The organism is Neisseria perflava, from assembly GCF_002863305.2.
GTDB lineage: Bacteria > Pseudomonadota > Gammaproteobacteria > Burkholderiales > Neisseriaceae > Neisseria > Neisseria perflava_A.
Window position 1 is genome coordinate 434361 of the sequence record NZ_CP136962.1, and the last position, 19294, is coordinate 453654.

General features: G+C 49.9%; 16 protein-coding genes. 5 read left to right on the forward strand and 11 right to left on the reverse strand.

The annotated features are described in order from the left end of the window. Positions 1-170: 170 nt before the first annotated feature. A complete protein-coding gene (locus CYJ98_RS01965) occupies positions 171-1667 on the forward strand; it encodes a TrkH family potassium uptake protein (protein WP_101755068.1) in 1497 nt (498 codons plus the stop codon). 54 nt (positions 1668-1721) lie between these two features. Here CYJ98_RS01965 and galU read toward each other — a convergent pair whose 3' ends face one another. The 4 genes from galU to ampD all read right to left on the reverse strand — a co-directional run bounded on the left by galU (position 1722) and on the right by ampD (position 7334). Beyond that, positions 1722-2585: a UTP--glucose-1-phosphate uridylyltransferase GalU gene (galU, locus tag CYJ98_RS01970; protein ID WP_101755069.1), complete on the reverse strand. Its 864-nt coding sequence runs from the start codon at positions 2583-2585 to the stop codon at positions 1722-1724. Between the two features lie 127 nt (positions 2586-2712). After that, a complete protein-coding gene (gene ligA, locus CYJ98_RS01975; protein ID WP_101755070.1) occupies positions 2713-5181 on the reverse strand; it encodes an NAD-dependent DNA ligase LigA in 2469 nt (822 codons plus the stop codon). Between the two features lie 140 nt (positions 5182-5321). Next, complete coding sequence (locus CYJ98_RS01980) at positions 5322-6590, reverse strand: cell division protein ZipA C-terminal FtsZ-binding domain-containing protein (RefSeq protein WP_101755071.1); 1269 nt, start codon at positions 6588-6590, stop codon at positions 5322-5324. A 177-nt stretch (positions 6591-6767) separates the two neighbouring features. Next, positions 6768-7334 carry a 1,6-anhydro-N-acetylmuramyl-L-alanine amidase AmpD gene (ampD, locus tag CYJ98_RS01985; protein ID WP_101755072.1) on the reverse strand — a complete coding sequence of 189 codons (567 nt, stop codon included), beginning with the start codon at positions 7332-7334 and terminating at the stop codon, positions 6768-6770. Between the two features lie 115 nt (positions 7335-7449). On the opposite strand from ampD, the gene mltG reads away from it, so the two are divergent. The 3 genes from mltG to CYJ98_RS02000 all read left to right on the forward strand — a co-directional run bounded on the left by mltG (position 7450) and on the right by CYJ98_RS02000 (position 10683). Then, the gene (mltG, locus tag CYJ98_RS01990; RefSeq protein ID WP_101755073.1) at positions 7450-8445 is read left to right on the forward strand and encodes an endolytic transglycosylase MltG; all 996 of its coding nucleotides are present in this window, start codon (positions 7450-7452) and stop codon (positions 8443-8445) included. Positions 8446-8512: 67 nt separating this feature from the next. Further along, positions 8513-9139 (forward strand): dTMP kinase, encoded by a 627-nt coding sequence (tmk, locus tag CYJ98_RS01995; protein ID WP_101755074.1) that lies wholly within the window; start codon positions 8513-8515, stop codon positions 9137-9139. Positions 9140-9402: 263 nt separating this feature from the next. After that, entirely contained in the window at positions 9403-10683 is a 1281-nt protein-coding gene (locus CYJ98_RS02000; RefSeq protein ID WP_101755075.1) for a malic enzyme-like NAD(P)-binding protein, read from the forward strand. Between the two features lie 300 nt (positions 10684-10983). On the opposite strand, the gene CYJ98_RS02005 is transcribed toward CYJ98_RS02000, so the two are convergent. The 7 genes from CYJ98_RS02005 to CYJ98_RS02035 form a co-directional block, all read right to left on the reverse strand. Beyond that, positions 10984-12327 (reverse strand): aldehyde dehydrogenase family protein, encoded by a 1344-nt coding sequence (locus CYJ98_RS02005; RefSeq protein WP_101755076.1) that lies wholly within the window; start codon positions 12325-12327, stop codon positions 10984-10986. Between the two features lie 79 nt (positions 12328-12406). Next, complete coding sequence (locus CYJ98_RS02010) at positions 12407-13066, reverse strand: MarC family protein (RefSeq protein WP_101755077.1); 660 nt, start codon at positions 13064-13066, stop codon at positions 12407-12409. Between the two features lies 1 nt (position 13067). Beyond that, positions 13068-14219: a rod shape-determining protein RodA gene (gene rodA / locus CYJ98_RS02015; protein WP_101755078.1), complete on the reverse strand. Its 1152-nt coding sequence runs from the start codon at positions 14217-14219 to the stop codon at positions 13068-13070. Next, positions 14212-16260, reverse strand: coding sequence for a penicillin-binding protein 2 (gene mrdA / locus CYJ98_RS02020; protein WP_049331473.1), 2049 nt, complete (start codon positions 16258-16260; stop codon positions 14212-14214). The genes rodA and mrdA overlap by 8 nt, the downstream gene beginning before the upstream one ends. Before the next feature lie 4 nt (positions 16261-16264). Further along, positions 16265-16765 carry a rod shape-determining protein MreD gene (gene mreD / locus CYJ98_RS02025; protein ID WP_063075403.1) on the reverse strand — a complete coding sequence of 167 codons (501 nt, stop codon included), beginning with the start codon at positions 16763-16765 and terminating at the stop codon, positions 16265-16267. Positions 16766-16769: 4 nt separating this feature from the next. Further along, complete coding sequence (mreC, locus tag CYJ98_RS02030; protein WP_101755079.1) at positions 16770-17612, reverse strand: rod shape-determining protein MreC; 843 nt, start codon at positions 17610-17612, stop codon at positions 16770-16772. A gap of 11 nt (positions 17613-17623) precedes the next feature. Next, positions 17624-18661, reverse strand: a complete 1038-nt coding sequence (locus tag CYJ98_RS02035; RefSeq protein ID WP_101755080.1) for a rod shape-determining protein — start codon at positions 18659-18661, stop codon at positions 17624-17626. Positions 18662-18886: 225 nt separating this feature from the next. On the opposite strand from CYJ98_RS02035, the gene gatC reads away from it, so the two are divergent. Next, a complete protein-coding gene (gene gatC, locus CYJ98_RS02040; RefSeq protein ID WP_070608153.1) occupies positions 18887-19177 on the forward strand; it encodes an Asp-tRNA(Asn)/Glu-tRNA(Gln) amidotransferase subunit GatC in 291 nt (96 codons plus the stop codon). The last annotated feature ends 117 nt before the right edge of the window (positions 19178-19294 follow it).

Sequence of the window (19294 nt, forward strand, 5' to 3'; positions counted from 1 at the left end):
CTTTCTCCAGTAAATGTTATGGTATAACATTATACTCTTAGAAAATGAGCAGGCAAGTGTTTTTTGGTTTTTCTTTATCACGGGGTTGCGGCATTTTGATAAAATATGCTGTTTCAGACGGCTTTTTTTCATGAGGCCGTCTGAATATTTTGTTTTCTGATGATAGGGATATGATGTATTTGTATAAGGGTTTCAGATTGGGCGGTGCGGTAAGCAAGGTTATGCCGATTATCCATGTATTGTCCAAGCTGGGGCTGTTGTTTTCACTGCTGTTGGCAGTGCCGACACTGATGTCGTATTTTTATCACGACAGCGCGTTTATCGTGTTTGCCTATACGGCTTTGACGGTATTGTTGGTGTCGTGCGTTACTTGGGTGCTGACTTTGCGTTTCAACCGTGAATTGCGGCCGCGTGACGGATTTACCTTGGTATTGATGCTGTGGCTGGCCTTTGCCGTCGTGGCGGCGATGCCGATTTATTTCTATATGCCGTCCATGAGTTTCACCGATGCGTTTTTTGAAGCGATGTCGGGGCTGACGACAACGGGGGCAACAGTGATTTCCGGTTTGGATACGCTGGATCCGTCGGTGAATTTTTGGCGGCACATGCTCAACTGGCTTGGCGGTATGGGTATTATCGTGCTGGCTGTGGCGATTTTGCCGATGTTGGGCGTGGGGGGGACGCAGCTCTTCAAAGCAGAAATTCCGGGTATGGATAAGGAAAGCAAGATGGCTCCCCGTATTTCGCAAGTGGCCAAACGGCTGTGGTTTGCCTATGCGCTGACAACTGCTGCGGCTTTTGTATCCTTACATATTGCCGGTATGGGTTGGTTTGATGCCTTGTGCCATGCGATGTCGGCAGTGGCCTTGGGCGGTTTTTCAACACATGATGATAGCGTTGCCTATTTTGATTCTGTGGCAGTCGAATGGACGTTGATGTTTTTTACTGTCTGGGGCGGTATCAATTTTGCCAGCCACTTTACTGCGCTGGGCAACCGCTCTTGGTGGGTGTATTGGAAAGATGAAGAATGCCGCACCATGCTGCTGGTTTTGTCGGGCAGTATTTTGATTTCGGCATTGTATCTGTGGCAGCAGGACGTGTACCAAAGCCTTGGCGAAGCTTTGCGCTTTGTCAGCTTCAACTTTGTGTCCATCGGATTGGCCAGCGGTTTCTCTAATGCAGACTTTGCCCAATGGCCGCTGATTGTGTCGTTGTGGATGTTTTTTCTGTCGAACGTATTGGCAAGTTCAGGCTCTATGGGGGGCGGTATTAAAAACGTGCGTGCGTTGGTATTGTTCAAATTCAGCTTGCGCGAAATGTTGATTTTGCTGCATCCGCGTGCGGTTCGTACGGTAAAGGTCAACAACCGCTCCATTCCGGATCGCATGGCGCTGACTGTCATGTCGTTCATCTTTATTTACTTTATGACGGTTATCGTATTCAGCTTTTTGCTGATGGCGGCAGGCTTGGACTTTTTATCCGCCTTTACGGCAGTCATTGCCTGTATTACCAATGCAGGACCGGGTTTGGGGGCAGTTGGTCCGTCGCATAATTATGCTGCGTTGAGCGATGTGCAGAAATGGCTGTGTACAGCGGTGATGTTGTTGGGACGCTTGGAGATTTTTACCGTTCTGATTTTGCTTACTCCGGCATATTGGAAGAAATAAGTTTGAGAAAAAGGCCGTCTGAAATTTCAGACGGCCTTTTCATAATGGCTGGGCTTAAGCGTATTGTTTGATCAATTCTTTGAATTGTTCGCCGGTTTCATGGTGTTTCAAACCGTAAGCCACGGTTGCTTCAAGGTAACCCAATTTGCTGCCGCAGTCGTAGCGTTTGCCATCAAACGCATGAGCCAACACAAACTCATGGTCGAGCAGGCGGGCGATACCGTCTGTCAGTTGGATTTCGTTACCGGCGCCGCGGGGCAGGTTGGTCAACAAGTCAAAAATACGCGGGGTCAGGATGTAGCGGCCGACAACAGCGAGGTTGGAAGGCGCTTCTTCCGGTTTTGGTTTTTCAACAATATTGACTACACGTTGATAGCTTTTCAGCTTTTCAACTTCAACGATACCGTAAGAGCCTGTTTGGGAAGGATCAACGGTTTCAACGCCCAAAACACTGTTACCGCTTTGGTTGTACACATCAACCATCTGTTTCAATGCACCTTTAGGCGCATCAATCAAATCGTCTGCCAAAATAACGGCGAAAGGCTCGTTACCAACGGCAGCCTGCGCGCACAATACGGCATGACCCAAACCCAATGCTTCGGTTTGACGGATGTACATGCAGGTAATGTTGGAAGGCAGGATATCGCGAACGTGCGCCAACAGTTTGTCTTTTTGACGCAATTCCAATTCGGTTTCCAACTCGTATGCTTTGTCGAAGTGATCTTCGATGCTGCGTTTGTTACGGCCGGTGATAAACACCATTTCGGTACAGCCGGCTTCAACCGCTTCTTCAACTGCATATTGAATCAGAGGTTTGTCCACAATAGGCAGCATTTCTTTGGGGCTGGCTTTGGTTGCAGGCAAGAAACGGGTGCCCATACCGGCAACGGGGAAGACGCATTTTTTAATGGGTTTCATATTATTATCCTATTTTAACTATGGGTTTATACCCCAAAAAGTGTAAAGATGTAGTCGTATGTAACAATAATACCACATGATAAAGTATCAGGCGGTTTGAAAAGGAGAATTGGTCATAGATACTGTCTTATCCCAGCAACGCCAGTAATTCTTCTTCGGTTAATATGGCCACGCCCAAAGCTTGGGCTTTTTCCAATTTATTGCCTGCGGCTTCTCCGGCGACAACGTAGTCGGTTTTTTTGGATACGCTGCCGGAAACTTTACCGCCTGCAGCCTCAATCATGGCTTGGGCTTGGTCGCGTTTGAGTGTGGGTAAAGTCCCTGTTAATACAAAGGTTTTACCTGCTATGGCCTCGTTAATGCCGTCCGAAATAGTTTCATCTTGAAGCTTAGACAGCGTTTGAGCAAAGAAAGTTTTCATATTTTCAAGCAGGGCTGCGTTTTGCGGTTTACTGCGCCATGTCTGCCAATCGGCAGGCAACGCTTTGTCAGTTTGCAAACCTTCTATGCTTTGTCCGGCAAGCTCCCACAATGCCAGTGCTTTGGTTTCGCTGATTTTAAAATCGGGCAGGCGGGCAATCCAGCGTTGCGGCTCAGCATGACGCAACGGCGGGGTAGTGACAACCTGGTTTTGCGGGGAAACACCTACAGCCAGCAGCTCGTCTATCATCGCCTGTTGTGCTTCTTGGTCAAAAAAGTGGGCAATGGAGCGGGCAACCACCGTGCCGATATCGGGCAGGCAGGCGAGGATGGGTTCGGGTGCATGGCGGACATGTTCGAGCGTACCGAATGCCTGCGCCAACGTTTTGGCGGTGCGTTCGCCGACGTGACGGATGCCGAGGGCAAAAAGGAAGCGCGCAAGTTCAGGCGTTTTGCTGGCTTCTATGCCTGCGAGGATGTTTTCCGCCCATTTGGTTGGCTGTTTTTTACTGGTCTTGCTAAGCAGGGCATTGCCGCTCTCGCTTTCAAAGTCTCCAATTTCACTGTTTGATGGTTCTTCTTCACTAGCTGACGCTTTATCCGCCGTTTCCTTCATTTTTTGCAGGGTTGGGATATCGAGGCGGTAGAGGTCGGCGAAATGACGAACCAAATCTTGCGCTACCAGCTGCTCGATTTGTTTTTGACCAAGTCCGTCGATGTCCATGGCTTTGCGTGAGGCGAAGTGGATCAAACCTTGCGCGCGTTGTGCTTGGCAAAGCATACCGCCGCTGCATCGGGCAACCGCTTCACCTTCTTCACGTTCGATTTCGCTGTGGCAGATAGGGCAATGGGTGGGCAGGCGGTAAGGTTTGTGAAGCGGTTCGGATCGGGTTTCAGAAGGTGTTTCGGTAAATAAATCATCTTGCAGGCCGTCTGAAACAGCAATGTTGGTCTCCCGCATTGGGCGGCGTTCAAAAATCACGCGCACCACTTCGGGAATCACGTCTCCGGCGCGGCGTACGACAACTGTGTCGCCAACGCGCACGTCTTTGCGCGATACTTCGTCCTGATTGTGCAGGGTGGCGTTGGTAACGGTAACGCCGCCGACGAATACAGGTTGCAGGCGGGCGACGGGGGTAACGGCGCCGGTGCGCCCGATTTGTACATCAATGGCTTCGACAATGGTCAATGCTTCTTCGGCAGGGAATTTGTGGGCAATGGCCCAGCGCGGCGCACGGGAGATGAAACCCAGTTTTTCTTGTTGTGCCAAGCTGTTGACTTTGACCACCATGCCGTCGATTTCATAAGGCAAAGTAGGGCGTTTTTGCTGCATTTTCTCGTAAAACGCTAATACTTCATTGATATTTGGGAAACAGCCGAAATTACCATCGGGCAGGCTGAAGCCAAGCTCTTTACAGTAGCTCAACTCTTGCAGGTGTTCTTCCGCGATAAAACCGCCTTGTTGTCGGGCGATGGAATAGGGGAAGAAATGCAGTTTGCGCTGTGCCGTAATGCGTGAATCGAGTTGACGCAGACTGCCGGCGGCGGCATTGCGCGGATTGGCGAAAGGTTTTTGTCCGTTTTCAGCCTGTCGTGCGTTTAAGGCGGCAAAATCGGCTTTAAGCATCAGTACTTCGCCACGTATCTCGATAAGCTCGGGAATGTTTTCTCCATGCAGACGCAGGGGGATGTTGGATACGGTTTTGACGTTTTGGGTAACGTCTTCGCCTGTGGTGCCGTCGCCACGGGTTGCTGCTTGAGTCAATACGCCGTCGCGGTACAGCAGGCTGATGGCCAGACCGTCAAATTTAGGTTCGATAACGTATTCTGGTTTTTCTCCGTTTAATCCGCCACGAACGCGTTCATCAAAAGCGTACATTTCGGCATGGTCAAACATGCCGTTTTCGTCTTGTGGCGAAAAGGCGTTGGTCAGTGACAGCATCGGTACTTCGTGGCGCACTTCGGCAAAGCCTGCCAAAGGTTTGCCACCGACACGTTGGGTCGGGCTGTCGGGCAGTTTGAACTCGGGGTAGTTTCGCTCCAATGCCTCGAGCTCGCGGAACAATTTGTCGTATTCGGCGTCGGGTACGCTGGGCGCATCTAGGGTGTAGTATTCGTAGGCGTAGCGGTTGAGGAGGTCGGTCAGGTATTTGATACGTTGTGCGGTCGGATTCATGAGTAATCGAAATAGAGTTTTCAGACGGCCTGATGATAGAGAGGCCGTCTGAAAATCGATGAATATTGAAGATGAAGGGATTTTACCTGAAAAAAAGCGGATATGCCGTCATTGCATATCCGCTTTTTAATTGGGGAATTTTAAGAGAACAGGCGCAGGGCTTGTTTGCTGCCGGGTTTGATGCCGACTTTAAGCATTTCTTCCTGACGGGCCAAAACGTAGTTGCGTACGTCTTTGAGCCATTGGGTGGAAACTTCTTCCATTTGGTCGTTAACCAAATCCAAGCTGAGTTGGCCGGAGAGTTTGACTGCCAAGTCCATAAATTTGTCGAAAGTTTTTTCGCCGGCCGGAACATGCGGAATATCCAAAAGCATACTGAAACCGCGGTAGGCTTGGTTATCCAACAGAGGATTGGTAAACGGTTTGTTGTCCAAAGTATGGATGGAGAACAATTGAGGGTTGTTGTTGTCGCCGAAGTGGAACGCGCCGTCTTCACCGAGTTTGAAGCCTGTATCTTCCACGGCGGCACGCAACTCTACGCCGCTGATATTGGAATGGGAAACCAAGTGAATGGCGATGGTTTGGTCAACACGCGCACAGAATTGGTCGAGGGCTTGCGCGACTTCGGTGAACGCGTCCAAGTCGGTATGCAAAACTTTGCCGTCCATCAGCTGGGCAAAAGCATCAACCTGTTGGTCAAAGTGTTGCAGCTCTTCACGCGCGGCCAAACCGTTGCGGCTGACAGCCTGAAGGCCCATAACGAAGCCTTGGTAGTAAACGCCCGGAATCGGCTCGGCAACGCGGAAATGGTCGTCCATAGTGCAACCGATGATTTGGAAGCGGTGTGTAACGGAAAGGCGCGGCAGGGCGTGCAATTCTTGGGCTTGTTTCAGGGATATGTAGGCCATGTAGTCGAAGCGCGGGTCAAACCAAGGTAACTCGACTTGAGACAATTCATCCAAGCTGATCAATGGTACTTGTGCCACAGGCTCGGCTACGGTTTCAACCGGAGCAGAAGCGGCTTCGGAAGGATTTATGGTAATTTCGTTGTTTAAACCGATAACGGTGTGTTGGACTTTTTCTTCTGCGGAAAAGTCGTCTTCCACAGTCAGCTCGACATCGGTTTTAAGCTGGGCAGGGTGAGCCAGTTTGGCTTTTGCCGCGTAGATTTCATCTTGTTCCTGCAGGTTGCGCAATGCCTCTTCGGTTTTTTTATTTTTCTTGATAAACAAACCTTGGCCGCCGGTTTCTTTGCTGTCGCGGACGTGCTTGGTTTTGCTGGTCAAAAGTGCATCTTTATCGGAATGGCCGAATTGTTCGCGCACTTGTTTGCGGTATTGGTTTTCCTGGTACATGTTGTAACCGATGACCGCCAAAAGAGCGGCGAGGGCTAAGACGATGAAAATCATGGAGTAATCACTTTTTAAAAAGGCAGCATTCCGTCTTTTTCAGGGTGCGGAATCTTGCTGCGTGGGAAGTTCGTTGGAGCCGGACTTTATGCGTCCGAATGAATAGCTGAATTATAACGAAAATAAACGGTTGTGACAGCATTATGTCTGCCAATCATTGTTCAGGCCGTCTGAAAGTTATCCGCGCCGGATGGGGAAACCTGCTTTTTGAAGGCGAGGCCAATCGAAGAAATGTCCGGGATCGGTTTTCCTGTCCGGCGCGATGTCCTGATGGCCGGTAACGGCCTGAATCGGGTAATGCTCGGAAATAGCGGTCAGCAAGGCTTGCAGGCTGGTGTATTGTGCTTCGGTAAAAGGCTCGAAATCGCAGCCTTCCAATTCGATACCGATGGAAAAGGCATTGCATTTTTCTCTGCCTTGAAACGATGATACGCCGGCATGATAGGCCATGTCGTCGCAGGAAACGAATTGGACAGTTTCGCCTTTACGGCTGATGAAAAAATGGCTGGAGACGCGCAGGGTGTGGATGATGCTGAAGAAAGGATGCTCGTCAGGGTTGATTTGGTTGGTAAACAATTTTTCCACTGCTCCCGTGTTGTACTCAAAAGGAGGGAGGGAAATATTATGGAGGACAACCAATGAGATGTCTTCATCCGGTTCTCGCGGGCTGAAATTGGGCGAATGAGTTTGACGTGCATTCAGCCAACGGCCGTTTTGCCAAGTGTTTTTTGAAGGGGAATTCATGGTTTCAGACGGCCTTTCGGGGTAGGAAAACATACGTTGGGGAAGGTGGCAGGCTTGGTGGACTTGTTTTCGGTTATACTGTCGCCCGACACGTTCACAAACCAAGAATCCTACCATGCTGAAAAAATTGTTGAAATGGCTGGCCGTATTTTTGACGGCATTTGCCGCCGTGGTTGCCGCATTGTTGTTTGTTCCGAAAGACAACGGCAAACCATACCGTATTACCATTACCAAAAACCAAGGTATCTCTTCCGTCAGCCGTAAGCTGGCTCAAGACGGCATCGTTTATAACCGTTATGTTTTAGTAGCCACCTCATATGTGATGGGCGTACACAACCAACTTAATGCCGGTTCTTACCGCCTGTCTGCCAAAGTATCGGCTTGGGACATTTTAAAACGCATTAAGAAAGGCCGTCCTGATTCGGTCAGCGTGCAAATTTTGGAAGGCGCGCGTTTTGCCCAAATGCGCCGTATTATCGACAATACTGCCGACATTGCCCATGACACACGTGGTTGGAGCGATGAAAAACTGATGGCCGAAGTGGCACCCGACGCCTTGAGCAGCAATCCCGAAGGACAGTTTTTCCCGGATAGTTACGAAATTGATGCCGGCGGCAGCGATCTTCAAATTTACAAAATCGCCTACCGTAAAATGCGGGAAAACCTGCAAGAAGCATGGGACGACCGTCAAAGCGGCCTGCCTTATAAAAATCCGTACGAAATGCTGATTATGGCGAGTCTGATTGAAAAAGAAACCGCGCACGAAGACGACCGCGCCCATGTGGCCGCCGTATTCGTCAACCGCCTGAATATCGGCATGCGCCTGCAAACCGACCCGACCGTTATTTATGGCATGGGCGATGCGTATAAAGGCAGAATCCGCAAAGCCGACCTGCAACGCGATACGCCTTACAATACTTATACGCGCAGCGGTTTGACGCCGACGCCGATTGCGCTTCCCGGCAAGGCCGCGCTTGAAGCGGCGGGTCATCCGTCTGATGAAAAATATCTGTATTTCGTCTCAAAAATGGATGGTACGGGCTTGAGCGAGTTCAGCCACAATCTTTCTGAACACAACGCTGCCGTACGCAAATATATTTTGAAGAAATAAACCGAATAGGCCGTCTGAAACATTTATAATCCCAGTTTCAGACGGCCTTTAAATTGACGATATCTATATGAAACCCAGATTTATTACCCTTGACGGTATAGACGGTGCAGGTAAGTCCACCAACCTCGCCGTAATGAAAGCATGGTTTGAGAAACACCAATTGCCCGTATTGTTTACGCGCGAACCGGGAGGTACTCCGGCCGGAGAAGCATTGCGTGAAATCCTGCTCAACCCTGCCACCCAAGTCAGCCTGCGTACCGAAACCCTGCTGATGTTTGCAGCCAGACAGCAACACTTGGAAACAGTCATTCTGCCTGCCCTGAAAAACGACACGCATGTCGTTTCCGACCGCTTTACCGATGCAACGTTTGCCTATCAAGGCGGTGGACGAGGCGTTCCCTTGCAAGATATTGCCACGCTTGAGCATTGGGTACAGGGCGATTTCCGCCCAGATTTAACCTTGCTGTTGGACGTGCCTTTGGAAGTGTCAATGGCACGCATCAACCAAACGCGCGAGAAAGACCGCTTCGAGCAAGAAGAAGCCGAGTTTTTCAATCGGGTGCGCGAAGTGTATCTGCAACGTGCTAACGAACAGCCGGAACGCTATGCCGTCATCGACAGCAGCCAAAGTCTGGACGCGGTAAAAAATCAGATTGAAACCGCGCTGGACAGTCATTTTGGATTGAATGTTTAAGTTTAAATAAAATGCCGTCTGAAAGAAGGGTAGTGTGGCGAAGAAATATTATTACAGAAGTTTTTAGACATAAAACCAAATAAAACGAAATATCAAAACAAATGTAATAAATATCGGTATGCGCCACCAAAAGAACATGATAAAATTACGGTCCCTTACAAAGCCGGTCTGTTAACAACCCGACTTTAGAAATTTTAAACGTCTGAAGCAGCCTGTTTCAGACTTGTTCGCTGTAAAATCTCTCTCGCAAACAGGATCGATAAATGGAAAATTCATTAAAAGAAGCCGCCCTGCAGTTCCACGAATTCCCCGTGCCGGGCAAAATCTCCGTTACCCCAACCAAATCTCTGGCCACTTCTAAAGATTTGGCGCTGGCGTACTCTCCGGGCGTAGCCGCTCCTTGTATGGAAATCCATGCCGATCCGCAAACTGCCTACAAATACACTGCCAAAGGCAATTTGGTTGCCGTGATTTCCAACGGTACCGCAGTGTTGGGTTTGGGCAACATCGGCGCATTGGCCGGTAAACCTGTAATGGAAGGCAAAGGCGTATTGTTCAAAAAATTCGCCGGCGTTGACGTATTCGATATCGAAATCGATGAAAAAGACCCACAAAAATTGGTGGATATCATCGCTTCTTTGGAACCGACTTTCGGCGGTATCAACCTCGAAGACATCAAAGCGCCTGAGTGCTTCTATATCGAACGCGAATTGCGCAAACGTTGCAAAATCCCTGTATTCCACGACGACCAACACGGTACCGCCATCATTACCGCTGCCGCTGTACTGAACGCTTTGCGTTATACCGGTCGCAAAATTGAAGAAGCGACTTTGGTGTGCTCCGGCGCAGGTGCGGCCGCGATTGCCTGCTTGAACCAATTGCTGGATTTGGGTTTGAAACGCGAAAACGTGACCGTTTGCGACTCCAAGGGCGTGATTTACAAAACCCGCGAAGACAAAGACCGTATGGACGAGTCCAAACAGTTCTACGCCATTGAAGATAACGGCCAACGCGTATTGGCCGATGCCGTTAAAGGTAAAGACATCTTCTTGGGTCTGTCCGGCGCAAACCTGCTGACGCCTGAAATGCTGAAAACCATGAACGAAAAACCAATTGTGTTTGCTATGGCAAACCCAAATCCGGAAATTCTGCCTCCTTTGGCAAAAGAAACCCGTCCGGATGTGGTGATCGGTACCGGCCGCTCAGACTTCCCGAACCAAGTGAATAACGTATTGTGCTTCCCATTCATCTTCCGTGGCGCATTGGATGTCGGCGCGACCACCATCAACGAAGAAATGAAACGCGCCTGCGTGTATGCTTTGGCTGATTTGGCGATGGAAGAGGTAACTGAAGAAGTAGTTGCCGCTTACGGTAAGAAATTTGAATTCGGTGCGGAATACCTGATTCCTACCCCATTCGATTCCCGCCTGTTGCCTCGTGTTGCTTCTGCTACCGCTAAAGCAGCTATGGAAAGCGGCGTGGCTACCCGTCCAATCGCTGATTTGGATGCGTATGCTGCTAAACTGGCCGGTTTGAAATTGTAATCCGGTAAGTAGTATTTGATTGAAAATGCCGTCTGAAAGTTGTATTTCAGACGGCATTTTTGTTTATTGGGTATTTTAGAAATAGCTTAATGCAGTAATTGGAATGAAAAACACGATAAGCTGCTGATTCAACGGAGACGTGGGAATATGGATTGCTTTTTAAGATAGGTTTCTATTTTTGAGCGGCTTTGATTTTGCAGGGTTTGTACGGGATTAAATACAATATTTTTGCCAGCTTTTTTAAACAACATCAGGCCGTCTGAAATTGGGTTTTCAGACGGCCTGAGTGAATGAAACGGTTTATTTTTGCCAATAGGTTTTGACGTTGACGAATTCGTACAGTCCGAATTCGGATAGCTCCCGTCCGTAGCCTGAAGCTTTGACGCCGCCAAAGGGGAGGCGCAAGTCGCTGCTGGTATGGCGGTTGATAAAGACAGAGCCTGCTTGGATTTTTTCGGCGTATTTCCATGCATTTGCCGTGTCGGCTGTGTAGATGCAGGCGCCGAGGCCGAAAGGTGTGTCATTGGCAAGCGCAACGGCGTGATCCGGATTGTCGGCGCGTAAGATCATGGCAACCGGGCCGAAGACTTCTTCGTGCCAAACGCGGCAGTTTGGATTGACTTGATCCAATACCGTGGCAGGGTAAAACCAGCTTTCTCCCTCAGGGATATAGCCGCCGCTCAAGCATTGCGCACCGTGTGCAACCGCATCTTGAACCTGCTCGTGTACGGTTTGACGCAGGTCTTGGCGGTGAAGTGGGGCAAGGGTGGTGTTCGAGTCTTTGGGATTGCCAGTTTGCAGTTTGGCGCACTCGGCAAGGAAGAGCGGGATAAATTGATCGGCAATATCTTGGGTAACAATGATGCGTTTGGCGGCATTGCAGGATTGTCCGGCATCACGGAAACGCGAATAGCAGGCATCGATGGCTGCACGTTGCAGATCGGCGTCGGGCAGGATGATAAACGGATTGCTGCCGCCCAGTTCAAGGACGGTTTTTTTCAGATGTTTGCCTGCATGGGCGGCCAGCAGGCGGCCGGTATGGGTTGAACCGGTAAATGCCATGGCATCGGTATCTTCAATGGCTTTAAGCGTGTCTTCATGACTTAACCATGCGCCGATAAGCGGCAAACCTTTGGGGACGAGGCTGAAGAGGGTTTCGCTGACGCGGGCGACACTGGGCGCAGGTTTGACCGCGCAGGCATTGCCGGCGCACAGGGCAGGGATGGCAAATCGTAAAATCTGCCAAATAGGATAATTCCACGGCATGACCGCCAAAACAACGCCCAAAGGCTCGAAACGGACTTGGCTGAGACTGGCTTGGGTGGCGATGGTTTTATGGGCAAGCAGTTCGGGGGCAAGGCGGACGTAGTAGCGGATAAGCTCGATGGATTTGCTGATTTCGGCACGGCATTCGTGCAGGCAGCGTCCGACTTCTTCGCAAACCATTTCGGCAAGGCGTTCTTGGTTTTGGGTAAGGCTGTCGGCAAATTGCTGTAAGAGGGCGGTGCGCTCGGTAATGCTTGATTGCGCGAAGGTTTGCTGAAGGGTTTGGAGGCGGTTTAATTCGTCGGTGAACTCGGTATAGCTTTGCGCCGGTCGGCAGTAAATGGTTTCTCCGGTGAAAACGTGGGTGCTGTGAAACATAGTTGGCTCCTTTGTTTTTATGTTTTTATGAGGCCGTCTGAAAATGTTTCAGACGGCCTTTTATTGTGATAATTGTACTTCAAGCGACCAGTTGGGGAAAAATAGATTTTAAGCCGGCAACAATAATCTCTACGGAAATGGCGGCAAGCATCATGCCCATGATGCGGTTGAGGATGGTCAGACCGGTCGTGCCCAAGCGTTTGCTGATGCGTCCGGCAACGATCAGGATGAGATAGCAAATCAGGCTGACCAGAAAGCCGGAGATGATAATTAGGGCAATATCGCTGTAATTTTTGGCGGCAGAGGAGTAAATGATGACGGTAGAGATACCGCCGGGGCCGATGGTAATCGGAATGGCAATGGGTACGACGGCAATGGCTTTTTCATTGCGGCGGACTTGTTGCGCACTTTGATGTTCTTCTGAATGGGGATCAATTTTGGGTTTAGCAGGATTATCGTTGCCGTTCATTAAGGAGATGGCAATCAGCAAAACCAGAATACCGCCGCCGACTTGGAAAGAGCCCACGCTGATACCGAGTACTTTCAACAAGATACCGCCGCCCAGCGCAAAGACGACAATCACGATGAAAACGGCTAGTGCGGCAGTACGCGCAATTCTGCGTTTTTCTTTGGTGCTGTGGTCTTGCGTCAGGTCAAGATAAATCGAGAGTGCGCTGAAGGGGTTGATCAGTACAAGAAGTGCAACGAGAAGTTTGCCGATTTCTACACCTAATTCCATATTATTCCTTGCTTGCAGTCAGGTCGTCGTTGTCCATATTACGACGGCGGAGGTTTTTGTGTTCGTTGGCAATACCCATCAACAGGGCGAGCACCACCATGATGGAAAGCGTAGCCGTACCGCCGTAGCTGACCAAGGGGAGGGGGACGCCGACAACGGGCAAAATACCGCTGACCATGCCCATGTTTACAAAGGCATAGCAGAAAAAGGTCATGGTCAACGCGCCTGCCAGAGTACGGCTGTAAAGGGATTGAGCTTGCGCGGCAATCCACAATCCGCGTGCCAAAATGATAAGGTAAACCAGCAGCAAAAGGATATTGCCGATCAGGCCGAACTCTTCGCCGAATACCGCAAAAATAAAGTCAGTCGTTGATTCGGGAATATAGTCCAAGTGGGTTTGCGTGCCGTTGAGCCAGCCTTTACCCCATACGCCACCCGAGCCGATGGCAATCATGGATTGGATAATGTGGTAGCCTGCGCCCAACGGGTCTTTGGTTGGGTCGAGCAGGGTGAGGACGCGGGTTTTCTGATAGTCGTGCATGCCGTAGTTCCACAAGAGCGGCAAAGCGGCCACAAAGGCAATAATAGCAGCAAAAATGGCCTTCCAAGGCAGTCCGGCAAAGAAGATGACAAAAATACCCGAAGCCATAATCAGTGCTGCCGTACCGAGGTCGGGCTGTTTCAAAATCAGGGCGACAGGAACAAGAATCAGCACGAGGGCGACAATATAATGTATCCATTTCAGACGGCCTTCATAGCGTTGGAAATACCACGCGACAGTCATGGGAATGCCGATTTTCATGATTTCGGAAGGTTGGATACGGGTAAAGCCGAGACTCAGCCAACGGGTTGAGCCGTTGACGGTAACGCCAGCGACTTCAACGCCAATCAGCAGTAATACGCCGACAATGTAAACAGGCAGGGCAACTTTGGCAGCCGTTTGCGGCTTGAATACGGCGATAATCCATAACAGGGCAAAGCCCAAAACGGTATGGATGGTTTTGTTTTCCAATTGGCCGAACTCTTGCCCGTCTGCAGAATAGAGCAGGAATAGGCTCATGATGTAGATGGCAAGCATGGCAAAAAACAGCCAAGGGTCAATCGGGGCTGCAATGGTGGATTTGAAATTTTTCCACGCTGATGTGTTATTCATGATGAACCTCCGGCTGTGAGGCAGGGCTTGTCGGAGTCAGTCCGTAGGCAGATTGGAAAATGCTGGTAATAGGCTGATGCTTGTCCGTTGTTTCAGTTTTGGCCGAATCTGACTCAAGGCCGTCTGAAAACTGTTGCGGCTTGACGTGAAGCATATAAAAATCAGTCATTTCACGAGCCAATGGCGCGGCATACGCACCCCAACCGCCGTTTTCCAAAATAACGGCAATAGCGATTTCAGGTTTTTCCAATGGCGCAAACGAGATAAACCATGCGTGGTCGCGGTGTTGTTCACGCAGGGCTGCGGCATTGTAGCGGCCGCCCTGTTTAATTTGTACGACTTGGGCCGTACCGGTTTTACCGCCCATTGTGTAAGCGAGTCCGCCACCGATACGGTGCGCCGTACCGCCCGGTTTCAATACCTTTTCCATTGCGTGTTTGACGTATTCGAAGTTATCGGCTTTGAACGGAATTTGACGCTCAGGATTAGGATTGATACGGGTAATTTTGCGCGCGCCGAAATCCAATATTTCTTTGACCAAATGCGGCTGATGGACAACACCGTTATTGGCCAGAGATGCTGTCGCATGTGCCATTTGCAAAGGCGTGTAGGCATTGTAGCCTTGGCCGATACTGACGGAAACCATTTCTCCGGCGCGCCATTCTTTGGCAGTCGGGTCGGAAGATTTGGCAAAGCGTTTGGATTTCCATTCGCGGCTGGGCAAAACGCCTGTGTATTCGCTGGGCAGATCAATGCCGGTTTTCTGGCCGAAACCGAATTGCGCCAGATACGGAGAGGCTTTATCGATACCCATTTCGTAACCCAAACGGTAGAAGAAAGTATCTGAGGATACTTGAATGGCTTTGCTCAAGTTGGCCGAGCCGTGACCGCTGCGGACGGAGTCGCGGAAAATATGGCGGCTGCCGGGTATGCTCCATGCGCCGGGGGCTGGGACGATGGTGTTCTGAGTGATTTTGCCGCTTTCCAACAAGGCCATGCCCATAAAGGGTTTGAATGTAGAACCTGGCGGATAAAGGCCTTGGGTAACGCGGTTGATCAAAGGCTTTTTCCAATCGTTATTCAGCATTTTCCAAGTGTCGCTGTCGATGCCGTCAATAAAGAGGTTGGGATCGAAAGAAGGCTTGGAAACAAATGCCAAGACAGTACCGTCTTGCGGATTGATGGCCACCAATGCGCCACGGCGGTCGCCCAAAATTCGGTCGGCTTCCTGCTGCATACGGATATCCATGCCTAGGCGCAAGGTTTGCCCCATTTTGGACGGGACATTTTTCAATACACGGACGATGTTGCCGTAAGCGTCTTTTTCGACTTCCTGATAGCCTGGAATACCATGAAGCTGGTGTTCGTAATATTTTTCCAAGCCGGATTTACCGATATGTGTACTGCCGCGATAGAGGGCAGTCAGGCCTTCTTCTTCCAGCATTTCTTTGTCTTTATCGCTAATACGGCCGATATAGCCTAAGAAATGGGAAGTCAGCTTGCCGTAAGGATATTCGCGGAATGTGCGTGAGTTGACCTCTACGCCTTTGAATTCGCGCAGATGTACGGACAAGCGTGCAGTCTCTTCATCGGTCAGCCTGAGCTTGAGCGGGATATTTTCAAATTTTCGATAGCTTTCGCGGTATTTTTTGAAGCGTTTTAAATCTGTCGGCGTAATATCGACGTATTTTTTCAATGCTTCAATGACATCTTCCATCTTGCCTTCGATGCGGCTAGGAATAACTTCAAGCGAAAAGACGGGATAGTTTTTGGCCAAAGGAACGCCGTTGATATCGACGATTTCGCCGCGTACGGGCGGCGTTGGAATCAGGGTGATACGGTTGCTTGATGCTTGACCGGAAAACTCATTGTGTTGAGTTACTTGCAGGTAGAAGAACCGCGCCAGTAAGATGGAAAAGAAGATGACAATCAGGATAAAGGCAACGAGCAGGCGCAACAAAGCATCGGCTTGTGCTGCCTGAGCAGAAGGTTTTTTGGTATGTTGACCACCGGAAAGACGGCGTGGAAGAATCGGTTTCATCTTTTCAGTGGGAGCGGTAAATACGGGTCACAATCAGCATCAACTGGCTGAGTATCGGCCAAAGCAGGGCGCCGACAAATGGAGCAACAAAGCCTTGCAAAGTGATGACCTGATGATTAAGGAACAAACGGGCAACAGTTAAGACGGCCTGATTGAGAAGCAGGGCAGCCAATACAGCGGCTAATTGCATAATGTGGCCGTAAAGCATGATTTGGCGGCGGCGGTTTAAAATGAAATAAGTCATCACGACGTAAGACAGGGCGTGCAAGCCCAAAGTTGCGGCGGTTGCGGCATCGACAATCAGACCGATGGCAAAAGCCAGTCCCATGCCTGCACGTTGCGGTTGGTGCAATGTCCAATACAGCAACATCAGTGCCGTCATTTCAGGCAGCCAAAAGAATCCGTCAAAGGAAAATGGCATAAAGTCCAGTATCATCATCACAATGAGACTGGCCGCCATGATGTGCAGCGGTACTGCACGGTAAGAATCGTCAAAATCGTTCATGAAATCAGCGTGGGGAAGAAGGGCCGGAAGAAAGTACCAAGACAAAACGGCTGCTGCGTAAAGCGGCCAAAGGCGTCAGTTGCGTATCGTAATAAGGTGTTCCCGATGCGCGGACAACCTTGCTGACGGTTGCAACGGGAATCCCCGCCGGATAAGTACCGTCCAAACCGGAAGTCAGCAGAATATCGCCGGGTTTCAAGTCTGAGCCGGTTGGGAAATAGCGCAAATCCAAACCGTTGCCATTGCCGTATGCCAAGTTGCGTTCGCCGGTGCGGCTGACGGCTATGGGGACAATGCTTTGTCCGCCTGAAATCAGCCCAATTTCTGCACTTTGTGTGTGAACTTGTGTCAACAGGCCGATCAAACCGCTTTGATCGATGACCGCATCGCCAACTTTCAAGCCGTCTTGACTGCCCTTGCCGATAATCAGTCTTTCGGAAAGCGGATCTTTGCCATTGGAAATGACTTCCGCACCGATAACGTTGTGAATACCTTTTTGTTGCAAACCGTACAGTTTTTTTAATTCGCGCAATTCATCGGTATTGACTTTATCCCGCTGCAAATCGATTTTCAGACGGCCATTTTCTTCCAGAAGTTGGCGATTTTGTTCCAAGAGCTCGGATTTGGACTGGGAGAGGTCGGCAAAATATTGATAAAGTTGAACAGGTTGATTTGCCAGCCATTGAACAGGATAGAGCATGGGCATTACTGCAGCACGTACAGGCTGCATCAATGAAAAGCGGTAATCTGCCACCATCAGGCCGGCAGCCAGAGCGATATAAACGACAAAACGAGGCAACAGCTTAGAGCCTTTTGCCTCGTCAAAGCGCAAAGAAGAGCGTTCCATAACCATCTACCTTATGGGTTTTCCGTAAACACGGTATCCCATTTGCCAATATAGTCCAAAGCCTTACCGGCACCATAGGCGACGCAGTTCAGAGGCTGGTCGGCAATACCGACGGGCAGGCCGGTTGCGTCGGCCAAGACGGTATCGATACCGTGCAGAAGCGCGCCGCCGCCGGTCAGCATAATACCGCGGTCGGCGATGTCGCCGGCCAGTTCGGGCGGAGCCTGTTCCAAAGCCAGACGGACGGCACGGATGATTTGATTCACCGTTTCACTCAATGCTTCACGGATTTCATCTGAAGTAACTGCCAAGGATTTAGGCGTGCCTTCAGCCAGATCACGGCCTTTAATGCGCATGGCTGTTTCGGTTTCAAAGCCCGAGGCAGAGCCGATTTGTTTCTTCAATTCTTCGGCTGTAGCTTCGCCAATCAAGACACCGCGATGGCGACGCAGGTAATGGATGATGCTTTTATCGAATTCATCGCCGGCTGCGCGGACAGAAGCAGAATAGGCCATACCGCCCAGTGAAAGAATGCCGATTTCAGTCGTACCGCCACCAATATCGACAATCATCGAACCTGCCGCATCTTCAATCGGCAAGCCTGCGCCCAAAGCGGCGGCCATCGGTTCTTCAATCAAATGCACGCTTGCCGCGCCGGCGGCAAACGCCGAATCCAAAATCGCTTTACGTTCTACTTGGGTAGAGCCGCCCGGAACACAGATAACCACACGGGGCGGAACCAAAGACCGTCCTTCAGTGGCTTTTTTAATCAACATACCCAGCATACGCTCGGTAATCACAAAATCGGCAATTACACCGTCTCTCATCGGGCGGACGATTTCGATATTGCGCGGCGCGCGGCCCTGCATTTTTTTGGCTTCCGTGCCCACTGCCATAATTTTACTTTTATTGCCTGTGCCGGATTGAATCGCAACCATGGACGGCTCATCCAAAACAATCCCTTTGCCGCGTACAAAAATCAGCGTGTTGGCCGTGCCCAAGTCGATGGCAATATCATTGGAGAGGAAACGAGATAAAAGACGAAACATTAGGATTCCTGAAATTCCGGCCCAGCCCGGATGTGTTTAGCATTATTTAAAATAAGAAAAACAGGTACACGGTTTTAGACGGATAAATGCACCCTTTAAAGGCCGTCTGAATTAAAACACCATGCCAACCTGTTTGGTTTTCGGTTATAATTCTTCGCTTCATAGAAGACGAAATGCAATGATACCCCAAACCCAAGGTGCATTGCTATCAGACAAGGATTTTTTATGGCTTTAAGCTTAAATGATGTGGAAAAAATCGCAAAACTCTCGCGCCTCACTTTAACGGACGAAGAAAAAAACAAAACGCTTGCCGAGTTGAACGACATTTTTGCCATGGTTGAAAACATGCAAAGCGTCAATACCGACTGCATCGAACCCATGGCGCATCCGCACGAAGCCGCTTTGCGTCTGCGCGAAGATAAAGTGACTGAAACTGACCACGCTGCAGAATATCAGGCTGTTGCCCCAGAAGTGCGCAACCGCCTGTATATCGTTCCTCAAGTGATTGAAGAATAAGGTTTCAGACGGCCTTTGCTTATCGGCAAGCCCCTATTGCAAGGCCGTCTGAAAGGATACTTTGTTCAGACGGCCCGATTTATTGATTTAAACGGATGTTTTCAATATCTGTTTTGA